Here is a 23717-nt window from a genome sequence, read left to right as displayed (position 1 = left end):
CCATGAGTCACGGACCCCTCGACGACGACGCGGTCGAGAGCTATCGGGAGGCCGGCGCGGTCCTCGTGGAGACGATGAACGAGGCCCGGGAGATGGTCGAGCCGGGCGTCACCCACCTCGAAGTCGCGGAGTGGGCCGAAGACCACGTCCGCGACCAGGGGGCCGGACTGGCGTTCCCGGTCAACATCAGCGTCGACGAGGAGGCGTCCCACGCGACGCCGGGCCGCGGGGACGACACCGAGTTCGGCGACGGCGACATGGTCTGTCTGGACGTCGGCGTCCACGTCGACGGCTACATCGCCGACGCGGCCGTCACGGTCGACCTCTCGGGGACCGACGAACTCGTCGAGGCCTCGGAGATGGCGCTGGAGGCGGCGCTCGAGGAGGCCGGTCCCGGCGTGCCGGTCGGCGAGATCGGCGCGGCCATCGAGGACGTGATCCGCGGCTACGGCTACACGCCCGTCCTCAACCTCTCCGGGCACGGCGTACAGAAGTACGACGCACACACGGGACCAAACGTCCCGAACCGCGGCGTCGACCGCTCCGTGGAGCTCGAACCGGGGCAGGCGGTCGCCATCGAGCCGTTCGCGACCGACGGCCGCGGCAAGGTCGGCGAGGGGACGACCGAGGAGATCTACGAGCAGGTGAGCGACCGGAGCGTCCGCGACCGGCGCGCCCGAAAGGCGTTAGAGCAGATCGAGGCGTTCGACGACCTCCCGTTCGCCGCGCGGTGGCTGGAGGGCGCGGGCACCGAGATGGCCCTCAAGCGCCTGAAACAGAAGAACGTGGTCAAGGGGTACCCGGTGTTGAAGGAGGAGGCGGGACAGCTCGTCAGTCAGGCGGAACACACGCTGCTCGTGACCGAGGACGGTATCGAGGTCACGACCGCAGGCATCCACTCGTTCGACTAACCCCGCCGGCCGCGGTCGAGGCGACTCGTCGTCGAGGCCCTCGAGGCCGAGGGCCCCCGCGGCCGACGCGGTCCGCGAGCGGTTCACAAAAGACGGTCAGGCGTTGTTCATCCGCGTCGCGGTTTCGGTGCCACACTCCGTACAGGTCGCGATCCGGTACGGCTCGCGCGAGAACTGCGCGTTCTCGTCCTTCTCGCTCTCCGTCCGGATCTCGACGCTCACGTCGTGGACCGTCTCCCGGCCGCACTCCGAACAGGCCTCACGAACGACGTCCGGGTCGGAGGGTTGTGTCGCCATGTGGACTCCGTTATTCGGGAAGCCCGGATAAAGACTCTTGAAGGAATATTGAAACTAACGGAGTGGATCCGGTGGCCGATTCCGGCGGGAGCAGCCCGCACCCGCCGGAGTCACCGACGACGCGGCGTGGCGAGCGTCGGTGCTGCAGGCCGCCACAGACGCCCCGGCCCGGACGCGGTCGAGGTGTCGTGCGTCGGGACGGCGGGTCCGACCGGGAAGGTTGAAGGCGCGCCCCCTCTCCCTGTCGGCATGGAACGGCTCTACGCACCGTGGCGCATCGAGTGGGTCGAGCGCGAGGCGGACCCGATCGACGGCTGTCCCTTCTGCGTGCTGCCGGAGCGGGCCGACGACCGTGACTCCCGGATCGTCGCGCGCGGCGACCACAACTTCCTCCTCCTGAACAACGCGCCGTATAACCCCGGCCACGCGATGGTGATCCCCTACGACCACCTCGACGCGTGGGGCGCCCTGTCGGACGCCGCGATGCTCGAGCACGGGCAGCTGAAGGCGGCGACGATCGCCGCGATGGAGGACGCGATGGGCCCGGACGGCGTCAACACGGGGATGAACCTCGGGGGCGGCGCGGCCGGCGGCTCCATCGACGAGCACGTCCACACGCACGTCGTTCCTCGGTGGAGCGGCGACACGAACTTCATGCCGGTCGTGAGCGACACGAAGGTGATCGTCGAGGCCGTCGACCGGACGTGGGCGCACCTGCGCGAGGCGTTCGCGGACCTCGACTGCGCGGTCGACGGAGACGCCGCGGGCGCGCCGGCGGACGACGCGGACGAGGGAGCGAGCGACCCGACCGACGCGGTCCGCGTCTCCTTTTAGGCGGCCGCCCGAACGCCCGTCCATGAGCGACGGCGACCTCGGTACCCCGGTGTTGGACAACCACCTCCACCTCGACCCGCGGCACGCCCGCGGCGTCGAGGCGGTGAAGGACTTCGCGCGCGTCGGGGGCACCCACCTGCTCGTGGTCAACAAGCCCTCCTGGCACCTCGGCGTCGAGGCCGACGAGCCCGAGGACTTCCGGGCGGTGTTCGCGGAGACGCTCGACGCGGTCGCGGACGCCACCGAGGTCCTCCCCGGCCGCGCGTGGCCGGTCCTCGGCGTCCACCCCGGCCTGATCAGCCGGCTCGTCGACGAGCGCGGCTTCTCACCCGAGGCGGCCAGGGACCTGATGTGCGGCGGGCTGGAGGTGGCCGCGGAGTTCGTCGCGGACGGGCGCGCGCTCGCGCTCAAGTCCGGCCGGCCGCACTACGACGTGAGCGACGCGGTCTGGGAGGCCTCGAACGCCGTCACGAAGCGCGCGTTCGAGCTCGGCGCGGAACGCGACTGCGCGGTCCAGCTCCACACCGAGGCCAGCGAGGACCTCACGGAGCTGGCCGAGTGGGCCGAGGCGCGCGGCCTCCCGGCACAGAAGGTCGTCAAGCACTACGCGGGCGGGCGGCTCCGCGGCCCGACGCCGAGCGTGATGAGCGAGAAGGACCGCCTCCTGACCGCGGCCGAGGCCGGCGAGCCGTTCCTGATGGAGACGGACTTCGTGGACGACCCCGACAAGCCGGGGATGGTGCTCGGTCCGAAGACGGTCCCGCGCCGGACGCGCTGGCTCCTGGAAGAGGGGTACGGGGCGGCCATGCGGACCGCGCACGTCGAGACGCCGCGCGAGGTGTACGGGATCGACACCGAGGCGACGCTGGACCGCTGAATCCTCTCACGGCCGCCGTTTCGAGCAGTCCGTGTCACGCCGGGACGCGGAGCCGAGGGATCGGAAAGGCCTTTGAGTGGTGCGGGCGACGTTCGGGACATGACTGACGAGGAGGAGGGAATAGAGACCTTCTACTCCGCCGAACGCTGGCAGAACTGGCTCGACCGCGTCGAAGAGGAGGACCTCGATCCCGAGAACGAGGACTCCGCTCGACTCCTGTTGAACCTGCAGGACGACGCCGCAATCGCGGTCGCGAAGATCCTCGCCGCCTACGAGGAGGGGCGGGTCGACGAGGACCGCGCGGTCGAGGAACTCGGCGACGTCCGCGACATCGTGCTCTCGGAGGTCGACTTCGACGACGAGGACAAGCTGATGCTGATCGACGGCGTCCAGACCTCGCTCGTCCCCGTCTTCTACGCCGCCGAGGAGTACATCGTCGCCGGCCCCACCGAGGGCGACGTCGACGAGTTCGTCCGCGCCGCGGCCGGCGCGGAGGCCGACGAGGACCTCGACGCCGCGCTGGGCTACGTCGTGCAGGCCGGCACGCGCGTCATCGACGGCGACACGCTGGACGTGGACCTCCTGGAGGAGTTCGAGTACGGCCTCGTCTCCGAGTGGGTCAACGGGCTCGACTCGCTCCAGTCCGCGCTGGAGGACCCGGAAGTCGTCGAAGAAGAGGGCTGAGACCGCCGCGGTTCCTCAGAAGACGAACACCGTCGCGGTCGTCTCGTCCTGCGTGCCGTCCTCCGTCTCGAAGAAGATCGTGAACCGCAGGTACTGGCCGTCCATGGAGATCGGCTCGATGTTTTGGCCCTGCCCCTGAATTCCCCGGAACTCGTACAGGTATATCTCTCCGCGTTCGTCGACGCGGATCGTGGCTTCGTTGTCCAGACTCACCTGCGTTCCGAACGCGAGGTTGCTGTTACCGCGGTCCCCCGCCTCGTAATTGCCGTCGTTCGCGTCCCGAGCATCCGGGTCGGAGTCTGCGACGTTGATGAACACCTCTCTGTTCCAACCGCCGTCGCCGCCACTATCCTCCTTGAGCCGGTTCGCGCCAGTGCTCGTCTTGTCGATCCGGATGCCGGTTATCGTGATGTTCTCAGTTCCCCTGTTTCGGAGGTCGACGATCACTCCCGTGTCTCCCCCGCTTGGTCCGTCCGGAACGGCATCGAGGATCTGCAGATCGGCGAAGGAAGGGCCCGTCCCGGCGCCGGTCGACGTCACGCCGATGTCGATCGTCGCGGTCTCTGCGGGGTTCCCGCCGCCGTCGACGGTCGCGTCGACCGCGTCCGCGCCGGCCGCGAGCGCGTTACCGCCGTCGGTCGCCGAGTAGACGACGGTCGCCGCGCCGTCCTCGTTCGTGGTGACCGTCGTCGCGTTGGTCGGCGTTCCGTTGACGAGGAACTCTCCGCGGTCCGCCGCGAGTTCGACGGTCGCGCCGGAGACGGGGTTGTTGAAGCGGTCGCGCACCTCGAAGGCGAGTTCCGTCCGGGCGCCGGTCTGTAGCGACCGCGTCGCGGACCCTTTCGGGATGACGTACGAAGCGCCCGGCTCGCCGACCGCGCTCGCGTCGTTGCGCTCGCGGACCTCCAGTTGCGCCATGCGGAGTTCGTAGGTCCGGGTGCCGTTCAGCGTCACCTCGACGCGGCCGCCCGCGGTCGCGCTCACGTCGTCGACGCGGGGGTTCGCGAGCAGCGACTGGCCCGTCCGGTTCACCCACTCGGAGGCGGAGATCCCCGGCGGCGCGTCGAGCCGGAGCCTGATCGGGTCGTCGTTCTCGCCCGTAATCGTCACCGTCCGCTCGGTCGCGCTCACGGGGTCGGTCGTCAGCGCGACCGCGTCGCCGCCGGCCGAGACGTCACCCTCCACAAACGTGAGCGTGAGTCGGTCGCCCTGCAGCAGCGACTGTCCCGTCAACGGGATCTGGCGACCGTCGCTGTGTCTGTACGCCTGCTGGCCGGTGACGACGACCGGCTGGCCGCCGAACACGTTGTAGTCCGGCCGGAACGCGACGTCTCGGGTCGAGTAGTTCGTCCCCGAGAGCGCCGTGGCGACGAACGTCCGCGTGTTCGTCGCCTCGCCGTCGACCGCGGTCACGTTCTCCAGCGTGACGTTCCGCGCCGCGGTCGCGGTCACCCTGTTGTCGGGCGGGCCGGGGTTGACGAATATCGCCCGGGCCGGATAGCTGACGCCGGTCCGGATCGTGGTGCCGACGCTCACGTCGCGGCCCGCGGCCGCGATCACGTCGTTCTGGAGGTCGATCATGTCCTCGCTCGCCTCCTGGTAGGCGTTGAACTCGACGCCCCGGTTCTGCTCGGGGACGACGGTCGCCTGATACAGCGAGAGCCCGATGATGAGGAATCCGAACAGGATCACCGCCCCGACCTGTGCGGACTGCCCCCGATCGGCCAGGCGAAGATCCATTGTCACCCTTCACCCGTCCGAGCGTCAAAACAGTTCTCCCCGGAGCGCGGTCCGCGGAGCGTGTGCCGACCGAACGCGTCCTTCAGCCTGAAACGATCCCCAATGTACTTACGCCTCTCCCGATCCAGTGTAACCGGTGCGTGGGCAGTCGGAGACCATCGGCGTGGTGTTGCTGATGGGTGTGGTGGTGGTGGTGTCGACGACCATCGGGGTCGCGTCACTGGCGACGTTCTCGGGCGCGGACGAGCGAGCAAGCGGGGCGACGCTCCTCGACGCGACCGTGAGCGACGATTCCGTTCGGATCCACCACACCGGCGGCGAGCCGCTGGACCCCGAGACCACCGAGGTGCGTCTGCAGACTCCCGAAGGAACGACAGTCTACCGGATCGCCGACGACGGGAGTCTCGACGGCGAACCTCCCTTTTCGGCCGGCGACCGGTGGACGCTCTCGGGGCCGCCGTACTCACCCGGCGACGAGGTCACGGTCGCGGTCGTCGACACGGCCGACAATGCGGTCCTGCTCAGCCTGACCGACCGCGTTCCGGCGGCCGCGGAGGCCGATACTACGCCGACAGCGACGGAGACGGGCGGGCCGACCGAGACGGACGAACCCACCGAGACGGGCGAGCCAACCGAGCCGGAAGAGCCGACGGAGCCGGAACTCGTGATCGAGTCGACGGGCGGTCTCGGTGATGGAACCGCGCTACGTGAGTACGAGCCAGCGGTGAAACTGCGGTCCGACGAAGGAGACGCACGCAATGTGAGCGTGACGCTGACCATAGAGGGCCCCGAGTCGTTCTCACGGACCACGGAGGTCGGCGACGTCGATGCCGGAGCCTCCAGGTCCCGGAGTTTCGCCGTCGGCCGGTTGAGCGAGGGCGAGTACGAGTGGGAACTCACGGTCGAGGCCGAGAACGCGGAGGCCGTCGAGTCAGAGGGCGAGTTCGAGGTCGACAGCGGCGTCTCCATGCGCGTGGAGGACCTCAGCTACGAGGACAGCGACGGGGGACAGTTCGTCACCTCCGTCGATGTCGAGGACGCGGGCGACGACTTCTCGCACGTCCGGATCGTGCACGAAAACGTTGACGACGGGAGTGCGACCGAGACGGCGTCCATCGACGCCGCGCGCGGGAGCGTGAGATACGGGCCTCGCGGTGGTACCTACGGCGACGAGTTCCGTGTCCGTGCGGAGGTCGTCTACGACGACAACGAGGGCGGAACCGAAGTCGTCGCCACGCGCTCGCTGGAGGTGACTGCCGGAGACGGCTCCCCGGACGAAAACGACGACCTCTCGACGGAGACGTCGCCGGAATTCGACACCGTCGACATCGAAACGTCCGGGAACAGTGGAAAATACACGGTCGACTATGCAGTCGACGGCTCCTTCGACCGCGTGGAAGCGTACATGATCGGGGACGAGGAGGGCTACGCTAAGGGAACCTCCACGAAACCGAAGGGCAAGATCAAGCTCAAACCTAAAGACGGAGACGAGTTCAAGATCATCGTTCTACTGTACGACGAAACCGGTGCGGTCGTGGAGGCACGAGTAGAAGAAGTCGAGGTCGACGACTGATTTTTCGACGCGTGACGTAACGCCTCATCGACAAGCCCATATGCCCGCTTCGTGAAGAATCGGGCATGACCACGGTCGGCATCGACGCCATCGAGATCCGAACGGGGAAGCTGAAGCTCGACCTCCCGAACACGTTCGCGCCGGAGAAGGGCGACGACCCGGAGAAGTACACGAAGGGGCTCGGCCTACAGGACTCCTCGTTCCCGGACGTGTACGAGGACATCGTCACGATGGGTGCCAACGCGGCAAAGCAGCTGATGGACCGCAAGGGGCTGTCGCCGTCGGAGATCGGTCGGATCGACGTGGCGACGGAGTCCGCGTTCGACCACTCGAAGCCCGTTTCGACGTACATCGCGGGCTGTCTGGAGCAGGTCTACGACGGCGACTTCCGCCACGCCAACAAGGGCGAGCGCAAGTTCGCCTGCGTCGCGGGGACGCAGGCCATCGACGACGCCTACAACTGGATCCGCGCGGGGCGGAACCGCGGCCGCGCGGCGCTCGTTATCTGTACCGACACCGCGCTGTACGCCCGCGGGGACCCCGGCGAGGCGACGCAGGGGGCGGGCGCGGTGGCGATGCTCATCGACGAGGACCCGGACCTGGTGGCGCTCTCGGACGACCAGGGGTACGGCTCGATGGACGAGACGGACTTCCTGAAGCCGAACCAGCAGTTCCCCTCCGTCGACGGCAAGCGCTCGATGCAGGTGTACCTCGCTCGCATGCGCGAGGCGCTGGAGGACTACGAGTCGGTCGCGGGCAAGATCGAACTGGACGACTTCCAGTACGCCCCGTTCCACACGCCGTTCCCGGGGATGGTCCGCAAGGCGGCCCTACTCGCGTACAGACACGTCATCCGCGACACGGAGCGCGAGGAGGAGCTCGCGGAGGAGATCGGCCGCCAGCCGCGCGAGGACGAGTACGAGGACCGCGAGGCCTACGAGGAGGCGATCCGCGAGCACATGGACGAGCTGAAGGACACCGAACAGTACCAGACTTGGTACGCGAAGACCGTCGAGCCGACGCTGGAGCTGTCCAGCAAGGTCGGCAACTGGTACACCGGCTCCGTCCACGTCGCCCGCGTGAGCGCGCTGCGTGACGCGGTCGAGAAGGACCTCGACTTCGCGGGCGAGACGCTGTTGGTCGGCTCCTACGGCTCCGGCGCGCAGGCGGAGATCCACACCGAGACGGTGCAGGACGGCTGGCGCGAGGAGGTCGAGGCGCTCGACATCGACGAGCAGCTCGCGGCCCGCTACGACCTGACGTGGAGCGAGTACGAGGACGTTCACGACGTTCACGAGTACGACGAGGACGTGGGACACGAGATGATCGAGCAGTTCACCACGCCCTCCGAGGAGTTCGTCTTCACGGGCTGGGGCCGGATGAACGAGCGGCAGTACGACTACGTCGAATAGCGCCTCGAAGGCGACCGCGACCGAATTTTTCTCGCCCGCGGTCGGCGGTGGACTCACGGGTGGAGCCGCACCGATCCACAGAAAATCCGGCCGATGCGGTGCTGATGCGGTGCAGGTGCGGTGTGGTGCGGATGCGGTGCGGGTGCGGTGTGGTGCGGATGCGGTGCTGATGCGGTGTGGTGCGGATGCGGCGCAGGGCGGTCGCGGTGCGGTTTTCTGTCGAGGTTGTGGTACCGCGGCGGCGCGAGGGCGCGCAGCGCCCGCAGCGCCGACCGCGGCCCCTTTTTGATCGACATTTTTCAAGGAGCGGTGAGCGCGCCGCCTGCGGCGCGCGAACCCGACCGCAGAAAAAGGTCGAGGGGAAGCCTTAAATCGATGTACAGACTTGTACATCGTAAGACGAACCTATACATTGGTGCCCACAATGAACATCCAGAACACCATCGAGCGCGTGACGGAGGGGGAGGACCTGACGGTCGAGGAGGCGCGGGAGACGGCGCGGCAGGTCTTCGAGGAGGCGAGTGAGGCGCAGATCGGCGGGCTGCTGACCGCGCTGCGCGCAAAGGGCGAGACGGAGGCGGAGATCGCCGGCTTCGCGCAGGGGATGCGGGACGTGGCGCGGACGATCGAGCCCGACGGCGCGCCGCTGGTCGACACCTGCGGCACCGGCGGCGACGACTACGACACGATCAACGTCTCCACGACCGCGGCCATCGTCGCGGCGGGCGCGGGCGTGGCGGTCGCGAAACACGGCAACTACTCCGTCTCTTCCTCCTCGGGGAGCGCAGACGTGCTGGAGGTCGCGGGCGTCGATGTGGAAGCGGAGCCGCCGGCGGTCGAGGAGGCGATCGAGCGCGACGGCATCGGGTTCATGCTTGCGCCGGTGTTCCACCCCGCGATGAAGGCGGTCATCGGCCCGCGGAAGGAGCTGGGGATCCGAACGGTGTTCAACGTGCTCGGGCCGCTGACGAACCCCGCGGGCGCCGACGCGCAGGTGCTCGGCGTGTACGACCCCGAACTCGTCCCGCAGATCGCCCGCGCGCTCTCACACATGCCCGTCGAGCGCGCGCTGGTGGTCCACGGGTCGGGGATGGACGAGATCGCGCTCCACGACGAGACGACCGTCGCGGAGGTCGACGGCGACGAGGTGACCGAGTACGCGATCGCGCCCGAGGACCTGGGCCTCGAGCGGGCGCCGATCGAGGACGTCTCGGGGAGCACGCCCGAGGCGAACGCCGCGGACCTCGAGGGGATCGTCCGCGGCGACGTGACCGGCCCGAAGCGTGACCTGATCCTGGCGAACGCGGGCGCGGCGGTGTACGTCGCGGGACTCGCCGACTCGCTGGAGGCCGGCGTCGAGCGCGCGGCCGCCGCCATCGACGAGGGCGACGCGGCCGCGAAGTTCGAGGCGCTGTGCGGTGACGACGCGGACCGTGCGGGCGCGGAGCCGGACGCCGCCGCGGGGGCGGACGCGAACTGATGGCCAGAGCGAAGATCTGCGGGCTGACGCGCGGTGCCGACCTGCGTGCGGCCGTCGAGGCGGGGGCCGACGCGGTCGGCGTGATCGCCGAAGTTCCGGTCGATACGCCTCGCGAGGTGGACCCCGCCGTCGCGGCCGAGTTGCTGGCGGAGGTGCCGCCGTTCGTCACCGCGACACTGGTGACGATGCCCGACTCGGCCGAACGCGCGGTCGAACTCGTGCGGACGGTCGAGCCGGACGCCGTCCAGCTACACGGCGAGTGGACCGCCGACGAGGTGGGCTACGTCCGCGCGGAGACCGGCGTGAAGGTGCTGCTCGCCGTCGACGCGGACGACGAGAGCCGCGCGGAGCGACTGGACGAGGCGGCCGACGCGCTCGTGGTCGACTCCACGACGGAGTCGGGCGCGGGCGGGACGGGCGAGACCCACGACTGGGAGGCGACCGGTCGGCTCGCGGAGCGGTTGGTCTCGCCGGTCGTGCTCGCGGGCGGCCTCACGCCGGACAACGTCGCGGAGGCGGTGGCGACCGCGGACCCGTTCGCGGTCGACGTGGCCTCCGGCGTGGAGCTGCGCGGCGGCGAGAAGGACCACAACGCCGTCGCGCGGTTCGTCGCCAACGCGGGTCGGGAGGTCGAGGTCGCGTGACGGAACTGGACCTCTCGCGTGAGGCGTTCGTCGAGCACGCCGCCGACGCCGACGGCCCGGCCGTGGTGCGCGTCGCGGCGGAACTCGACCCGGACGTGACGCCGCTGACGGCGTACGCCACGCTCGTCGGCGACAGTCCCCACGGCTTCCTGCTGGAGTCGGCAGAGAAGGTCGCCTCCAGCGACCCCGACGGCGCGTTCGCGCCGGTCACGGACGCCGACAAACACGCGCGCTACTCGTTCGTCGGCTACGACCCGGAGGCGGTCGTCTCCGTGTACCCCGACCGGACCGACGTGAAGCGACTCGGCCCGGCCGCGGCCCTCGTGGGGGACGAGCGAGCGGACGGCGAACCGGCGGACGGCGAGCCGGCGGACGTGCTCGACCGCGTGCGCGAGGCGTTCCCGAGCGTGGAGCGCCGGAACTTCCCCGACCGGGACAGACAGACGCTCTCCGGCGGGTTCGTCGGGTTCCTCGCCTACGAGGCCGTCTACGACCTGTGGCTGGAGGAGGTCGGCGTCGAGCGCCCGGAGACCGACTTCCCTGACGCGGAGTTCGCGCTCACGACGCGGACGGTCGTCTTCGACGACGTGGAGGGGACCGTCGACCTGGTGTTCACGCCGGTCGTGCGCGAGGGGGACGACGCCGGCGCGGTGTACGACGAGCTCGCCGCGGAGGCCGAGGCGGTCGCCGCGGACCTCCGGACCGCCGACACTCCGGAGCCCGGCGGGGTCCGCGTGACCGAGGAGCGCGCGGGGCCGCAGGAGGCCTACGAGGACGCGGTGCGCGCGGCGAAGGAGCACGTCCTCGACGGCGACATCTATCAGGGCGTCATCTCGCGCAAGCGGGAGCTGACCGGCGACGTGGACGCGATGGGGCTGTACGCCGCGCTGCGGGACGTGAACCCCTCGCCGTACATGTACCTGCTGCGCCACGACGACCGGACCATCGTCGGCGCCAGCCCCGAGACGCTGGTGTCGGTGCGAGGCGACCGCGTCGTCTCGAACCCCATCGCGGGGACCTGCGCGCGCGGCGAGAGCCCGGTCGAGGACCGTCGGCTCGCGGGCGAGTTGCTCGCGGACGAGAAGGAGCGCGCCGAGCACACCATGCTCGTCGACCTGGCGCGCAACGACGTGCGCCGCGTCTCCGAGCCCGGCTCCGTCCGCGTCGAGGAGTTCATGAACGTCCTCAAGTACAGCCACGTCCAGCACATCGAGTCGACCGTGACGGGGACGCTGGACGGGGAGTACGACGCGGTCGACGCGATCAGGGCCTCGTTCCCGGCCGGTACCCTCACCGGCGCGCCGAAGGTGCGCGCGATGGAGATCATCGACGACCTCGAACGGGAGCCGCGGGGCGCCTACGGCGGCGGCGTCGGCTACTACTCGTGGACCGGCGACGCGGACTTCGCCATCGTGATCCGGACCGCGACGGTCGAGCACGGCGTGTCGGTCGACGAGCACGGCGAGGCGGATGGAGACGCGTCCGCGGACCGCATCACCGTGCAGGCCGGCGCGGGCCTCGTCGCGGACTCCGAACCGGCCGCGGAGTACGCCGAGACCGAACAGAAGATGGGGGGCGTCCTCGACGCCATCGACCGGATCCGGGTCGAGCCGGACGACGACGCGTCCCTCGCGGACGCGCCCGCCGCGGGCACGGGGGCCGAGGAATGAAGGTCGTCTTCGTCGACAACTTCGACTCGTTCACCTACAACCTCGTCGAGTACGTCTCCGAGTGTCCGGTTGAGGGCGGCGTGACGACCGAGGTGCTGAAGAACACCGCCTCGGTCGACGCGGTCGCGGCCGCGGAGCCGGACGCGCTGGTTATCAGTCCCGGTCCGGGCCATCCGAAGAACGACCGCGACGTGGGCGTGACGACGGACGTGCTCCGCGAGCTGTCGCCCGAGGTCCCGACGCTCGGCGTCTGTCTCGGGCTGGAGGCGGCCGTCTACGAGTACGGCGGGACGGTCGGCCACGCGCCCGAGCCGATCCACGGCAAGGCGTTCCCGGTCGACCACGACGGCGAGGGGGTGTTCGCGGGGCTCGACCAGGGGTTCCGCGCCGGGCGGTACCACTCGCTGGTCGCGACCGAAGTGCCGGACTGCCTGGACGTGAGCGCGACGACCGACCACGACGGGACGGAGCTCGTAATGGGCGTGCGCCACGAGGCGTACCCGCTGGAGTGCGTCCAGTTCCACCCCGAGAGCGTGCTGACCGGCGTCGGCCACGACGTGATCCGGAACTTCCTCACGGAGGTCGCGGGCGCGACGTCGCGCGCGCCGGCCACGCGGTGACCGAGGACCGGGGAGCGGCGCCGGCGCGCGCGCTCGGCGCGGACCCCTCTGCGGGCCGACCGGTTCGCCGAACCGACCGAGGATCCGTCGTCCCGCGAGCCAGCCCTGGTGGCGTGCGATCCGCCCGACTCGACCGGTTCTGTTTATCTGATACGTCGGCGGACCGAACGGGTTTTCGGCGGGACGGCCGCCGCGGTCGGTGCGGCGGCCCCGCACGGCGACTGCGCGGCGGCCGGTCGACCGCGAACGCCCCTTCCGTTCGACTGTAAAGGACGACTCCCTCGTGCGGTTTGATCGTTCTCGATCCACTTTCACTGCGGAGGGGCCATCCTTATGTAGACCCCGCCCGCACTACGAACACGTACAGGCGCGGAGCCGCTCGGCCGCGCCGCAGTGATCCCATAAGGGATCGGATAGTTCCACGCCCAAATGGACCGGGAACGCAACGCCTAAGGGGTCCAACTCACCAGTACGACATCACGATACATGACCGATTCACCACGCACTCGGGGAGACGTGACCGCGCAATGAGCGGGAGCGACCTCTCCACGGACGAAGTCGAGCTGCCGATCAAACGCACCACCGGCGAGACGCTGGAGGACCGGCTCACGGAGAACGCCTACCACAACATCCTCCCCGCGCGCTACCTCCGAAAAGACGCCGACGGGAACCAGGTCGAGACGCAGGAGGAGCTGTTCGTCCGCGTCGCGAAGAACGTCGCGCTCGCGGAGGCCGTCTTCGAGGCCGACAAGCAGGGCGTCGAGGTCACCGTCACGCCCGACCAGCTCAAGCCCGACCACCCCCGTCGCGACGAGCTGGCCGAGGAGGTCTTCGGCGCCGGCGTCTCCGCGGACGACGACGTCGAGACGGCGCTGACGGCGCACAACGTCAACAAGTTCGCGTACGACACGGTCGTCCCCGAACTCCCGAACGAGGTCCGCGATCACGTCCAGGACGTGGCCGACCAGTTCCGCGAGGGGATGGAGTCGCTGTCGTTCATGCCGAACTCGCCGACGCTGATGAACGCGGGCGACGAGCTCCAGCAGCTCTCCGCCTGCTTCGTCGACTCCCCCGGCGACGACATCACGGACATCCACCAGACCGCCAAGGAGGCGGCCGAGGTGTTCCAGTCCGGCGGCGGCATGGGCTACGCCTTCTGGAAGCTCCGCCCGTACGGCGACGCGGTCGGCTCGACCGGCGGCATCGCCTCCGGTCCGATCACGTTCATGCGGACGTTCGACCAGATGTGCGAGACCATCGCGCAGGGCGGCGCGCGCCGCGGCGCGCAGATGGGCGTCATGCGCGTCTCGCACCCGGACGTCATCCAGTTCATCCACGCGAAGAACAAGGACGTCTCGCTGGCGCACTCGCTCCGGCTCAACGACCCGGACGACTTCACGCACAACTCCTTCAAGGAGGCGCTGGAGGAGGCCCGCGAGCTGATCGACGACGAGGGGCGCGTCCCCAAGCACCTCCGGAACGCGGTCGAGGGCCACCTCTCGAACTTCAACATCTCCGTCGGCGTCACCGACGACTTCATGGAGGCGCTGTACAACGACGAGGAGTTCACCTTCACCAACCCGCGGACGGAGGAGCCCCACGTCGCCACGCCGGAGACGAAGGAGATCTACGAGATGTTCGGCCTCGGCGAGCACGTCGAGGTCGGCGAGGTGCTGTCGGTCCCCGCGGAGAAGCTCTGGGACCACATCGTCGAGGGCGCCCACGAGAACGGCGAGCCGGGCGTCATCTACCTCGAGCGCGTCAACAAGAAGCACTCCTTCGACGTGGAGGAGCACCCCGACCACCGCATCCTCGCGACGAACCCCTGCGGCGAGCAGCCGCTGGAGGAGTACGAGGCCTGTAACCTCGGCCACATCAACCTCTCGACGCTCGCGGCCGAGGACGCGCCCGACTGGCGCGTCTGGTCCGAGGAACACGCCGACGAGTACGACTCGCAGGCGGACGCGGTCGACGCGTTCCTCGAGGAGGCGCTCGACTACGAGGAGTTCGACGACCGCATCGCGTACGGCACGCGCTTCCTCGAGAACGTCGTCACGATGTCGGACTTCCCGGTCGAGAAGATCGAGCAGAAGGTCCGCGACATGCGGAAGATCGGCCTCGGCGTCATGGGCCTCGCGCAGCTGTACGTCCAGCTCGGCATCCGGTACGGCACCGACGAGGGTAACGAGGTCGCGCGCCAGCTGATGACCCACATCAACCACGGATCGAAGTGGGCCTCCCACGAGCTCGCGGAGGAGCGCGACACGTTCAACGACTGGGACGACTCCAAGTACGCCAACCCGACGGAGTACCCCGATTGGTTCGAGCACCACACCGGCCTCGACGCCGACGAGTGGGAAGACGGGTTCACGATCCGGAACCACAACACGACGACCATCGCGCCGACCGGCACCACGTCGATGATCGGTAACACGACGGGCGGGTGTGAGCCCATCTACAACGTCGCGTTCTACAAGAACGTCTCCGACGACGTACAGGGCGACGAGATGCTCGTCGAGTTCGACGACTACTTCCTGCGCACGCTGGAGGCCAACGACCTCGACGTGACGGAGGTCAAGAAGGAGGCGCAAGCACAGATGGCGGACAACGAGTTCGACGGCGTGGAGGGGCTGGAGACGGTCCCGGACGCCATCGGCGAGCTGTTCGTCGTCACCGGCGACCTCTCCGGCAAGCAGCACGCGGCGGTCCAGTGCGCCTGCCAGGAGGGCGTCGACTCTGCCATCTCGAAGACCTGCAACTTCCCCAACTCCGCGAGCAAGGAGGACATGGACGAGGTGTACCGCTACATCTACGACCACGGCGGGAAGGGCGTCACCGTCTACCGCGACGGCACGCGCTCGAAGCAGGTCCTCACGACCCGCGCGCAGAACACGGAGTTCGCGGACGAGACCGAGGCGGCCGAGACCATCGTCGAGCAGATCAACGAGGTCTTCGGCGGTCTCGAGGCGTTCCTCGACAACGAGGACGTGCGGGCCCAGATCGACGCGGAGGTCGACAGCCTGCTCGAGGCGAGCGAGCAGCCCTCGGTCGACTACACCGAGACCCAGCCCCGTCCGGACGCGCTCTCGGGCGTGACCCAGCGCGTCGAGACCGGCTACGGCAAGCTCTACGTCACCGTCAACGAGGACGAGAGCGGCCGGCCGTTCGAGCTGTTCGCGAACATCGGCCACTCCGGCGGCTACACTAACTCCTTCACGGAGGCGCTCGCGAAGGTCATCTCGACCGCGCTCCGGAGCGGCGTCGACCCCGAGGAGGTCGTCGACGAGCTGCAGGGCACCCGCAGCCCGAAGGTGGCGTGGGACAAGGGCGAGCAGATCCAGTCCATCCCGGACGCCATCGGCACGGCCCTGCGCCGCTACCTCGACGACGAGATCGACAAGGGGATCCCCCAGCAGCAGTCCCTCGCGGACGTGGACGAGGGCGGGAGCCCGACCGCCGACACCGACGGCGGCGCGGTCGACGCGGACGCCGGCGCCTCGGTCTCCGCGGGCGGTCCGAGCGCGGCCGCGGGCGGCAAGGAGGCCGCCGACGCCGACGACAGCACGCAGGACCTCATCGCGGCCGGCGAGTCCCCCGAGTGCCCGGACTGCGGTTCGATGAGCCTCTACTACTCGGAGGGATGCAAGACCTGCGAGTCGTGCGGCTGGTCCGAGTGCTGAGGTAGCCGAGCGGTCACACACCGTTTCTGTACGCTTTTTCCGTCGACGTATCGCGATCCCGAAGTACGCCGGAGCGACCACCTTTATCGGTATTCGCCGACACGTGTTCGGTATGCGTCAACGACCGGTCGATCATGACTGAGCACTCTTCGACGGCCGGACCGAGCGGACACGACGGTACCGCTGTACGTCCCGCCACCTGATGGGCAAGCAACTCGAGCGCGACCTTGGGCTACCGGAGGTGACGGCGATCAGCATCGGCGCGATGGTCGGTAGCGGCATCTTCATCCTGCCGGGGCTGGCGATGGGGATGGCCGGGCCGGCCGTCGTGTTCGCGTACTTCCTCGCGGGCGTGCTGGTGTTGCCCGCCGCGTTGAGCAAGTCGGAGATGGCGACCGCGATGCCCGAGGCGGGGGGGACCTACCTCTACATCGAGCGGGCGATGGGACCGCTGTTCGGCACCATCGCGGGCGTCGGGACGTGGTTCTCGCTGACGTTCAAGGGGGCGCTCGCGCTGGTCGGCGGGGCGCCGTACCTGGTGTTGCTGTTCGACCTGCCGGTGACGCCGGTCGCGCTCACCGTCGCGTCCCTGCTCATCGTCCTGAACGTCGTCGGGGCGAAACAGACCGGCCGGATGCAGATCGGCATCGTCGCGGTCATGCTGACGGTGATGGTCTGGTTCATCGTCGCCGGCGCACCGAGCGTCGAGGGCGCCCGCTTCGAGGGGTTCTTCGACGACGGAATCGCGGGGATCCTCGGCGCGACCGGGTTCGTGTTCGTCTCCTACGCCGGCGTCACGAAGATCGCCAGCGTCGCGGAGGAGGTCGAGAACCCCGACCGGAACCTCCCGCTGGGGATCCTCGGGTCGCTCGTCATCACCGCCGGCATCTACGTCGCCATCGTGACCGTGATGGTGGGCGTGGCCGACGAGGCGGCGCTCACGGCGACCGAGACGCCGATGCAGGTCGCGGCCGAGAACGCGCTGCCCGCGGCCGGCGTCGCGGCCGTCGTTGTCGCGGCACTGCTGGCGCTGATCAGCACCGCCAACGCCGGGATCCTCTCCTCGTCGCGCTACCCGTTCGCGATGAGCCGCGACGGGCTCGCACCGGACATCTTCGAGGACGTCAGCGACCGGTTCGAGACGCCGGTCAACGCGATCACGATCACCGGCGGCGTACTGCTCGTCCTCGTCGCGTTCGTCCCCATCGACGACATCGCCAAACTCGCCAGCGCGTTCAAGATCCTCGTGTTCATCCTGATCAACGTCGCGCTGATCGCGTTTCGGCAGGGGTCCATCGAGGCGTACGACCCGAGCTTCGAGTCCCCGCTGTACCCCGTCCCACAGCTGGTCGGGATCGTCGGCGGACTGGTGTTGCTCCGGTACATCGGGTTCGTCCCGCTGGTCGGCGCCGTCGCGATCATCCTCGGGTCGATGGCCTGGTACTACCTCTTCGTCTACCGGCGGGGCGGCGTGGGTCGCGAGGGGGCGATGACCGACGCCGTCCGCCGGAGCGTCGGCCGCGACGTGGTCGAACAGACGGAGACCGAGATCGGCACCGCCGGGGATGAGGTCCTCGTGGCGGTCACCGAGCGGACGCCGCCCGCGGTCGAGCGGTCGCTGATCGACCTCGCGACCGACCTCGCCCGGACGCGCGAGGGCGGGGTCAGGGTCGCGCAGTTCGACGAGACGCCCGACCAGACGCCGCTCCCGCAGTCCGCGTCCGTCCTCACCGAGGCCGATCAGGCGTTCGAGGCCAGAATGGCCGACCGGGCGACCGACTCCGAGATCCCGGTCCGGTACGGCGAGGTCGTCAGCCACGACACCCGCCACGCCATCGTCAACTACGCCGCGTCGGTCGGCGCCGACACCCTGCTGATCGAGCGCTCGACCGGGTCGGAGACGGTGCTCGGGAGCGACGTGGACTGGATCGAGGCCCACGCGCCCTGCAGCGTCGTCGAGGTCTCGAACCTCGACCACGACGCCGCCGAGCGCATCGGCGTCGTCACCGACGAGGGGCCGTTCGACCCGGCGAAGGTGGCGCTCGCGGACGCGCTCGCCACGGCGGTCGGCGGGACGGTGACGTTCTACCTCCCCGTCGGTGCGGACCCGCCGGAGAGCCGCCGCAACACGACCGCCGACTACCTCGCCGACCTCGCGGCGCTGTGTGAGGCCCCGGTCACGACGCGCGTCGTCGAGTCGGGGACCGACGAGGCCATCGACATCGCGACCGCCGACTCCGACGTCCTCGTCGTCAGCGGCGTTCAGCGCGACCTCACGGACCGGCTGTTCGGCCGCGGCTCCGACCCCGCGGCGATCACGGCGAAACACGGAACGCTGGTCGTCTACGGGGAGCAACAGCCGGGGCGGCTCCGGCGGGCGCTCGAACGGCGCCTGTTCTGACTCGCCTCGCGCCCGACGCGGTCGGGGCGGTCGAACGCGACGGAGCGCTCCGCCGCCGACCGCTCAGACGGGCGCCAGCGCGTCGATGGTCTCGTGGATCTCGTCCACCTCGGCGCCGCGCGGGAACGACACCGCGGCGGCGTCGAGCCCCTCGACGGCCGCGAAGCGGTCGAGGGCGACCTCGGCCTCCGCGGGCGTTCCACAGACCGCCAGCCGGTCGAGCAGGTCGTCGTCGAACGCGGCGAGCGCGGCCTCGCGGTCGCCCGCCTGCCACGCGTCGTGGACGGCGTTCGCGCGCTCCTCGAACCCCTGTCTGGCGAGCGCGTCGCGGTAGTAGGTGCCCATCCCGCCGACGTAGAAGGCGAGATGTCGACGGGCCAACTCGCGGGCGCGGTCGCCGTCCTCCAGCACGCAACAGGTGAGCGAGAGGACGGTCCGGAGGTCGTCGGGGTCGCGGTCGCCCAACTCGGCGCCGCGCGCGAGGTCGTCGAGTCGGTCGCGGAGGCCGTCGGGCGTGAACAGCAGGGCGTGCCAGCCGTCGCCGAAGCGACCGGCGAGTTCGACCGCCTTCGGGCCCATGCCCGCGACTTCGACCGGCGGGGCGGGGTCGGGCGGCGCACAGCGCAGTCGGAACCCCTGCAGGTCGACGTACTCGCCCTCGTAGGTCACCTCCTCCCCGGAGAGGACCTGCCGGATCACGTCGACGTACTCGCGGGTACGGCGGAGCGGGTTGCCGAAGTCGACGCCGTGCCAGTTCTCGATCACCGCGGGGCCGCTCGGGCCGACCCCGAGCCGGAACCGGCCGTCTGCGGCTTCCTGAAGCGTGGCGGCGGTCGCCCCGACGAGCGCGGGCGAGCGGGAGTAGACGTTGAGGATGCTGGTGCCGAGGTCGATGGTCTCGGTCCGCTCGGCCGCGAGCGCGAGGGTCGTGACGGCGTCGCGGCCCCACGTCTCGGGGAGGTAGGCGGCGTCGTAGCCGGCGGCCTCGCCGCGTTCGAACAGCCCCAGCACGTCGTCGAGGCGCGGGAGCGAGGCGACCGGGAGATGCAGCGCGCGGTCCATACCCCCCGAACCCGCCGGCGGCTCATAAGCGTGGGTGGCGGATCGGGGCGCAGCGCGGGGCCGCAGCACTGGACGCGGGGAGAACCCTTTTGCGTGAGACGGACGCGGTTCCGGACGTGCGCGGTCCCCTGGGAGCGCTCCGGAACACGCCGATCCTCGGCACCTACCTGCGGGCGTACGTCGCGTTCCTCCTCGCGAGCCTGCTGGCGGTGACGAGCGGCGCCGTCCTCCTCCGAGTCGGCCGCGCGATGGGGGTGGCGGCGCTGTCGGCGGCGCTGGTGGCCGGATTCGCGGCGTGCTGGGCCGTGTTCGCCTTCCGGTAGCCCTTCCGACCGTGGCGGTCGGCGGTCCCGCGCTCCGGTCGTCGGGGCGTCGCGCGGTCGTCCCGTCGGCGTCGCTCTCCCGTACTTTCAGGTAGTGCACGCCCCATGGGGATCCATGGAGCTGTTCTGGCATCGACGGGACCTACGCGTCGCGGACAACGTCGGCCTCGCGGCCGCGGCCGACCGCGACGCGGTCGCGTCCGTCTTCGTGTTCGACGACGCGGTGCTCGAGCACGCCGGCGCGCCCCGCGTCGGGTTCCTGCTCGACGCGCTCGACGCGCTCCGGGCGGCGTACCGCGACCGCGGGAGCGACCTGCTCCTCGCGCGCGGCGACCCGACCGCGGTCGTGCCCGCGCTGGCCGACGAACTCGACGCCGACCGCGTCGTCTGGAACCGCGACTACTCCGGGCTCGCGCGGCGTCGCGACGCCGCGGTCCGGCAGGCGCTCGACGAGGCCGACGTGCCGCGCGAGGCCCACCACGACGCCGTCCTGCACACGCCGGATTCGATCCGGACGAACGCCGGCGACCCCTACTCCGTCTACACCTACTACTGGAAGAAGTGGGACGACCGCGAGGCGGACGACCCCGCGCCGACCCCCGACGGGGACGACCTCGCCTCCACGGACGAGTTCGAGGGCGCACGCGGCGAACTGGACGCGCTCCTCGCGGATCTCCCCGAGCCCGCGGACCTGGGCTTTTCGGAACCCGACGCCGACCTCCCCGAGGCGGGGACAGCTGCCGCGCGCGAACGCCTCGACGGGTTCCTCTCCGAGGACGTGTTCCGCTACGCGGAGGCGCGCGACTACCCCGGCGAGTCGGCCACCTCGCGGCTCTCGCAGGACCTCAAGTACGGGACGATCGGCGTCCGCGAGGCGTACGCGGCGACGGAAGAAGCGCTGGACGCGGCCGCGGACCGCCCCGAGGCGGACGCCGCGGAGAGCGTCACGGAGTTCCAGGGCCAACTCGCGTGGCGCGAGTTCTACACGCAGGTGCTGTACCACAACCCCGAGGTGGTGACGGAGAACTACAAGTCGTACGAGGAGCCCATCGCGTGGCGCGAGGACGCGGAGGCGCTCGTGGCCTGGAAGGAGGGGCGGACGGGCTACCCCATCGTGGACGCGGGGATGCGCCAGCTCAGCGCGGAGGCGTACATGCACAACCGCGTGCGGATGATCGTCGCCGCGTTCCTCACGAAGGACCTCCTGATCGACTGGCGGGAGGGGTACGCCCACTTCCGCGAGCACCTCGTGGACCACGACACCGCCAACGACAACGGCGGCTGGCAGTGGGCGGCCTCCACGGGGACCGACGCGCAGCCGTACTTCCGGATCTTCAACCCGATGACGCAGGGGGAACGCTACGACCCCGACGCCGCGTACATCACCGAGTACGTTCCGGAACTCCGGGGCGTCGACCCCGAGACGATCCACTCGTGGCACGAGCGCTCGCAGGCGGAACGCGACCGCGCCGCGCCCGACTATCCGGCGCCGATCGTGGACCACTCCGAGCGCCGCGAGGAAGCGCTGGCGATGTTCAAACGCGCTCGCGGCGAGGACCCCGACTCGTCGGGGTGAAAGAAGGGACGCTCAGTCGATCCGGTTCTCGCGGCCGGGGTCCACGTCGATGGCGTCGACCGGACAGACGTCGACACAGAGCATGCAGTCGATACACTGGTCCTCGTCTATCGGGTTCGCCTTGCGCTCGGACTCCGGATGTCCCGGCGTCTCCACCCACTCGAACACGTCGACCGGGCAGTCCTCCAGACACGCGCCGTCCGCCAGACAGATGTCGAAGTCGACCGCGACGTGCGTCCCGCGGATCCCCTGCTTCTCGGGCGGGTCGACGGGACCCCAGACGGCGACGCCGTCCTCCTCCCCGACGCGCTCGCGGTTGGTCTCGAAATTCGGATCGATGGCCATTACCGGGACGTTCCCGCGCGGACGGTTAAATGTAGTCGACCGCGGATCGGTGCGATGACCCACAGCGATACTGCGTGTTACAGACCGACCCAGAACTCCCACATTTCTGAAACTCGCGGCGGTGCTGTGCTGTGCGGTCGCGGAGCGGTGCGGTTGCGGTGCTGTGCGGTCGGCGCGCGCCGCGGCGACCGCGGAGCGTGTCGCCGCGACCGCGCGAGGGAGGCGGCGGTGGCGCGGCCGCATTGTGGTGCGGTTTCGCGGCCGCGCCACCGCCGAGGCTGGGGAGGTGCGAGGCCTGCGGTGCGGTCGAGCCGGCTGGGGCTTTCTAGACGTCGGTGTCGAGAGCAGCAGGCTCAACAGCAGTTACAGAAGCACAATCTGACAGAAAAGCAGAACAACTACCGTACTCCACTAAGTATCGGTCTCAATCGGTCGTTTCACGCGTGCTGAGGTCCGCGTAAATGGGCCACGAGGCGTCGCCGGTCGGCGCTTCGGTCTCGGTTCCATCGAGCGTGACCCCCTCGCCCTCTTGCACCTCGCCGACGACCGCGGCCGGGGTGCCGCGGTCGCGGAGGGCTTCGACGACCGCGTCCGCGGCTTCCGGCGCGACGGACGCCAGCAGGGTCCCCGCGGTCGTCGCGCGCCAGGGGTCCATCCCGAGCGCGTCACAGACCGCGCTCACGCCCGGTTGCCACGGGACGGCATCCGTCTCGACCGCGAACCGGACGCCCGCGGCGCCCGCCATCTCGTGGAACGCGCCGAGGAGCCCGCCCTCTGTGGCGTCGTGCATGGCGTGGACACCGGCGGTTCCGTCGCCGACCGCCTCCCGCGCCGTCTCCGCGACCGCGAGCGCGTCCCCGACGAGGCGCACGTCGTCCAGTCGCTCTTGCGCCGTCGCGACCGTCTCCGCGGGGAGGTCGATCGCCTCGGGGAACAGCGACGCGAACAGGCCGACCGACTCCACGGCCGGCCCCTTCGTCACGACGATTCGGTCCCCGACGCGGGCGCCGTCCGGGCGCACGACCCGGTCGGGGTCGCCCACGCCGATGGCGGTCGCGGCGCCGACCCACGGGAGCGTCGCGCCCGGGTAGCGCGCGGTGTGACCGGTCGTCACCGCGATACCGAGCCGCTCACACTCCTCGTGGACCGCCTCCCACACCGCACCGAACTCGTCGTCGGTCATCGACTCCGGGAGCGAGAAGGCGATCGAGAAGTGCGAGGGCGCGACCCCCGACACCGCCACGTCGGAGAGGACGACGTGGAGCGCGAACCGGCCCGCCCGAGCAAGGCCCAGATCGGGGAGGACCGAGATCGGGTCGGTCGCGAGGACGGTGGCGTGGGGGCTCCCGGCCGGCCGGATGACGCCGAAGTCGCAGCCGTGGGCCGGGCCGAGCGCCACGTCCGCGCGCTCCGCGCCGAGGTTCGGCGCGATCCGCTCCTCGAAGAACGCCCGCGAGACCTTGCCGCCGTCGGACTGGTCGCTCATGCGGGAAAGGCGCGGCGCGGGCGGCAAAGCGGTTGCGGGACGGCGCTCGCAGGTGCGGGAGGGGGCGGCTCCGGGCGGCCGCGGTCGACCGCGGAACGACCG

At 70.0% G+C, this 23717-nt stretch carries 19 protein-coding genes; 14 read left to right on the top strand and 5 right to left on the bottom strand.

What is annotated here, in order from left to right; all coding sequences use genetic code 11:
- Window positions 1-2: 2 nt before the first annotated feature.
- Complete coding sequence (map, locus tag ACZ432_RS02675; protein ID WP_426964315.1) at window positions 3-911, top strand: type II methionyl aminopeptidase; 909 nt, start codon at window positions 3-5, stop codon at window positions 909-911.
- Window positions 912-1007: 96 nt separating this feature from the next.
- On the opposite strand, the gene ACZ432_RS02670 is transcribed toward map, so the two are convergent.
- Window positions 1008-1208 carry a DUF7835 family putative zinc beta-ribbon protein gene (locus ACZ432_RS02670; protein WP_426964316.1) on the bottom strand — a complete coding sequence of 67 codons (201 nt, stop codon included), beginning with the start codon at window positions 1206-1208 and terminating at the stop codon, window positions 1008-1010.
- Between the two features lie 249 nt (window positions 1209-1457).
- Here ACZ432_RS02670 and ACZ432_RS02665 point away from each other — a divergent pair, with 249 nt between their 5' ends.
- The 3 genes from ACZ432_RS02665 (at window position 1458) to ACZ432_RS02655 (ending at window position 3603) form a co-directional block, all read left to right on the top strand.
- Entirely contained in the window at window positions 1458-2042 is a 585-nt protein-coding gene (locus ACZ432_RS02665; protein ID WP_426964317.1) for an HIT family protein, read from the top strand.
- Between the two features lie 22 nt (window positions 2043-2064).
- Entirely contained in the window at window positions 2065-2919 is an 855-nt protein-coding gene (locus ACZ432_RS02660; RefSeq protein ID WP_426964318.1) for a TatD family hydrolase, read from the top strand.
- A 99-nt stretch (window positions 2920-3018) separates the two neighbouring features.
- Window positions 3019-3603 (top strand): DUF2150 family protein, encoded by a 585-nt coding sequence (locus ACZ432_RS02655; RefSeq protein WP_426964319.1) that lies wholly within the window; start codon window positions 3019-3021, stop codon window positions 3601-3603.
- A gap of 15 nt (window positions 3604-3618) precedes the next feature.
- Here ACZ432_RS02655 and ACZ432_RS02650 read toward each other — a convergent pair whose 3' ends face one another.
- Complete coding sequence (locus ACZ432_RS02650; protein WP_426964320.1) at window positions 3619-5343, bottom strand: hypothetical protein; 1725 nt, start codon at window positions 5341-5343, stop codon at window positions 3619-3621.
- 136 nt (window positions 5344-5479) lie between these two features.
- Between ACZ432_RS02650 and ACZ432_RS02645 the strand changes: the two genes are divergently transcribed.
- From ACZ432_RS02645 to ACZ432_RS02610, 8 genes are all read left to right on the top strand, one after another.
- Complete coding sequence (locus ACZ432_RS02645; protein ID WP_426964321.1) at window positions 5480-6916, top strand: type IV pilin domain-containing protein; 1437 nt, start codon at window positions 5480-5482, stop codon at window positions 6914-6916.
- Between the two features lie 65 nt (window positions 6917-6981).
- Window positions 6982-8328: a hydroxymethylglutaryl-CoA synthase gene (hmgB, locus tag ACZ432_RS02640; RefSeq protein WP_426964322.1), complete on the top strand. Its 1347-nt coding sequence runs from the start codon at window positions 6982-6984 to the stop codon at window positions 8326-8328.
- Window positions 8329-8752: 424 nt separating this feature from the next.
- Complete coding sequence (gene trpD, locus ACZ432_RS02635) at window positions 8753-9808, top strand: anthranilate phosphoribosyltransferase (protein WP_426964323.1); 1056 nt, start codon at window positions 8753-8755, stop codon at window positions 9806-9808.
- The gene (locus tag ACZ432_RS02630; RefSeq protein WP_426964324.1) at window positions 9808-10452 is read left to right on the top strand and encodes a phosphoribosylanthranilate isomerase; all 645 of its coding nucleotides are present in this window, start codon (window positions 9808-9810) and stop codon (window positions 10450-10452) included. Before trpD ends, ACZ432_RS02630 begins: the two co-directional genes overlap by 1 nt.
- A complete protein-coding gene (trpE, locus tag ACZ432_RS02625) occupies window positions 10449-12122 on the top strand; it encodes an anthranilate synthase component I (RefSeq protein WP_426964325.1) in 1674 nt (557 codons plus the stop codon). Before ACZ432_RS02630 ends, trpE begins: the two co-directional genes overlap by 4 nt.
- The gene (trpG, locus tag ACZ432_RS02620; protein WP_426964326.1) at window positions 12119-12742 is read left to right on the top strand and encodes an anthranilate synthase component II; all 624 of its coding nucleotides are present in this window, start codon (window positions 12119-12121) and stop codon (window positions 12740-12742) included. The genes trpE and trpG overlap by 4 nt, the downstream gene beginning before the upstream one ends.
- A gap of 527 nt (window positions 12743-13269) precedes the next feature.
- A complete protein-coding gene (locus ACZ432_RS02615) occupies window positions 13270-16422 on the top strand; it encodes an adenosylcobalamin-dependent ribonucleoside-diphosphate reductase (RefSeq protein ID WP_426964327.1) in 3153 nt (1050 codons plus the stop codon).
- Between the two features lie 202 nt (window positions 16423-16624).
- Window positions 16625-18823, top strand: a complete 2199-nt coding sequence (locus ACZ432_RS02610) for an amino acid permease (RefSeq protein WP_426964328.1) — start codon at window positions 16625-16627, stop codon at window positions 18821-18823.
- Between the two features lie 63 nt (window positions 18824-18886).
- Here ACZ432_RS02610 and ACZ432_RS02605 read toward each other — a convergent pair whose 3' ends face one another.
- Window positions 18887-19885: a TIGR04024 family LLM class F420-dependent oxidoreductase gene (locus ACZ432_RS02605; protein WP_426964329.1), complete on the bottom strand. Its 999-nt coding sequence runs from the start codon at window positions 19883-19885 to the stop codon at window positions 18887-18889.
- 116 nt (window positions 19886-20001) lie between these two features.
- Between ACZ432_RS02605 and ACZ432_RS02600 the strand changes: the two genes are divergently transcribed.
- Both ACZ432_RS02600 and ACZ432_RS02595 read left to right on the top strand, forming a co-directional pair.
- Window positions 20002-20208 carry a hypothetical protein gene (locus ACZ432_RS02600; protein WP_426964330.1) on the top strand — a complete coding sequence of 69 codons (207 nt, stop codon included), beginning with the start codon at window positions 20002-20004 and terminating at the stop codon, window positions 20206-20208.
- A gap of 115 nt (window positions 20209-20323) precedes the next feature.
- Entirely contained in the window at window positions 20324-21784 is a 1461-nt protein-coding gene (locus ACZ432_RS02595) for a cryptochrome/photolyase family protein (protein ID WP_426964331.1), read from the top strand.
- 12 nt (window positions 21785-21796) lie between these two features.
- Here the strand turns inward: ACZ432_RS02595 and ACZ432_RS02590 are convergent, their stop codons facing one another.
- Entirely contained in the window at window positions 21797-22129 is a 333-nt protein-coding gene (locus ACZ432_RS02590) for a 4Fe-4S dicluster domain-containing protein (RefSeq protein ID WP_058367018.1), read from the bottom strand.
- 424 nt (window positions 22130-22553) lie between these two features.
- A complete protein-coding gene (locus tag ACZ432_RS02585) occupies window positions 22554-23615 on the bottom strand; it encodes an AIR synthase family protein (protein ID WP_426964332.1) in 1062 nt (353 codons plus the stop codon).
- Window positions 23616-23717: the final 102 nt, after the last annotated feature.

The sequence above is a fragment of the Haloparvum alkalitolerans genome (assembly GCF_055381565.1).
Note: the sequence above shows the minus strand (reverse complement) of the source record. Positions and strands in the feature narration are given on the sequence as shown.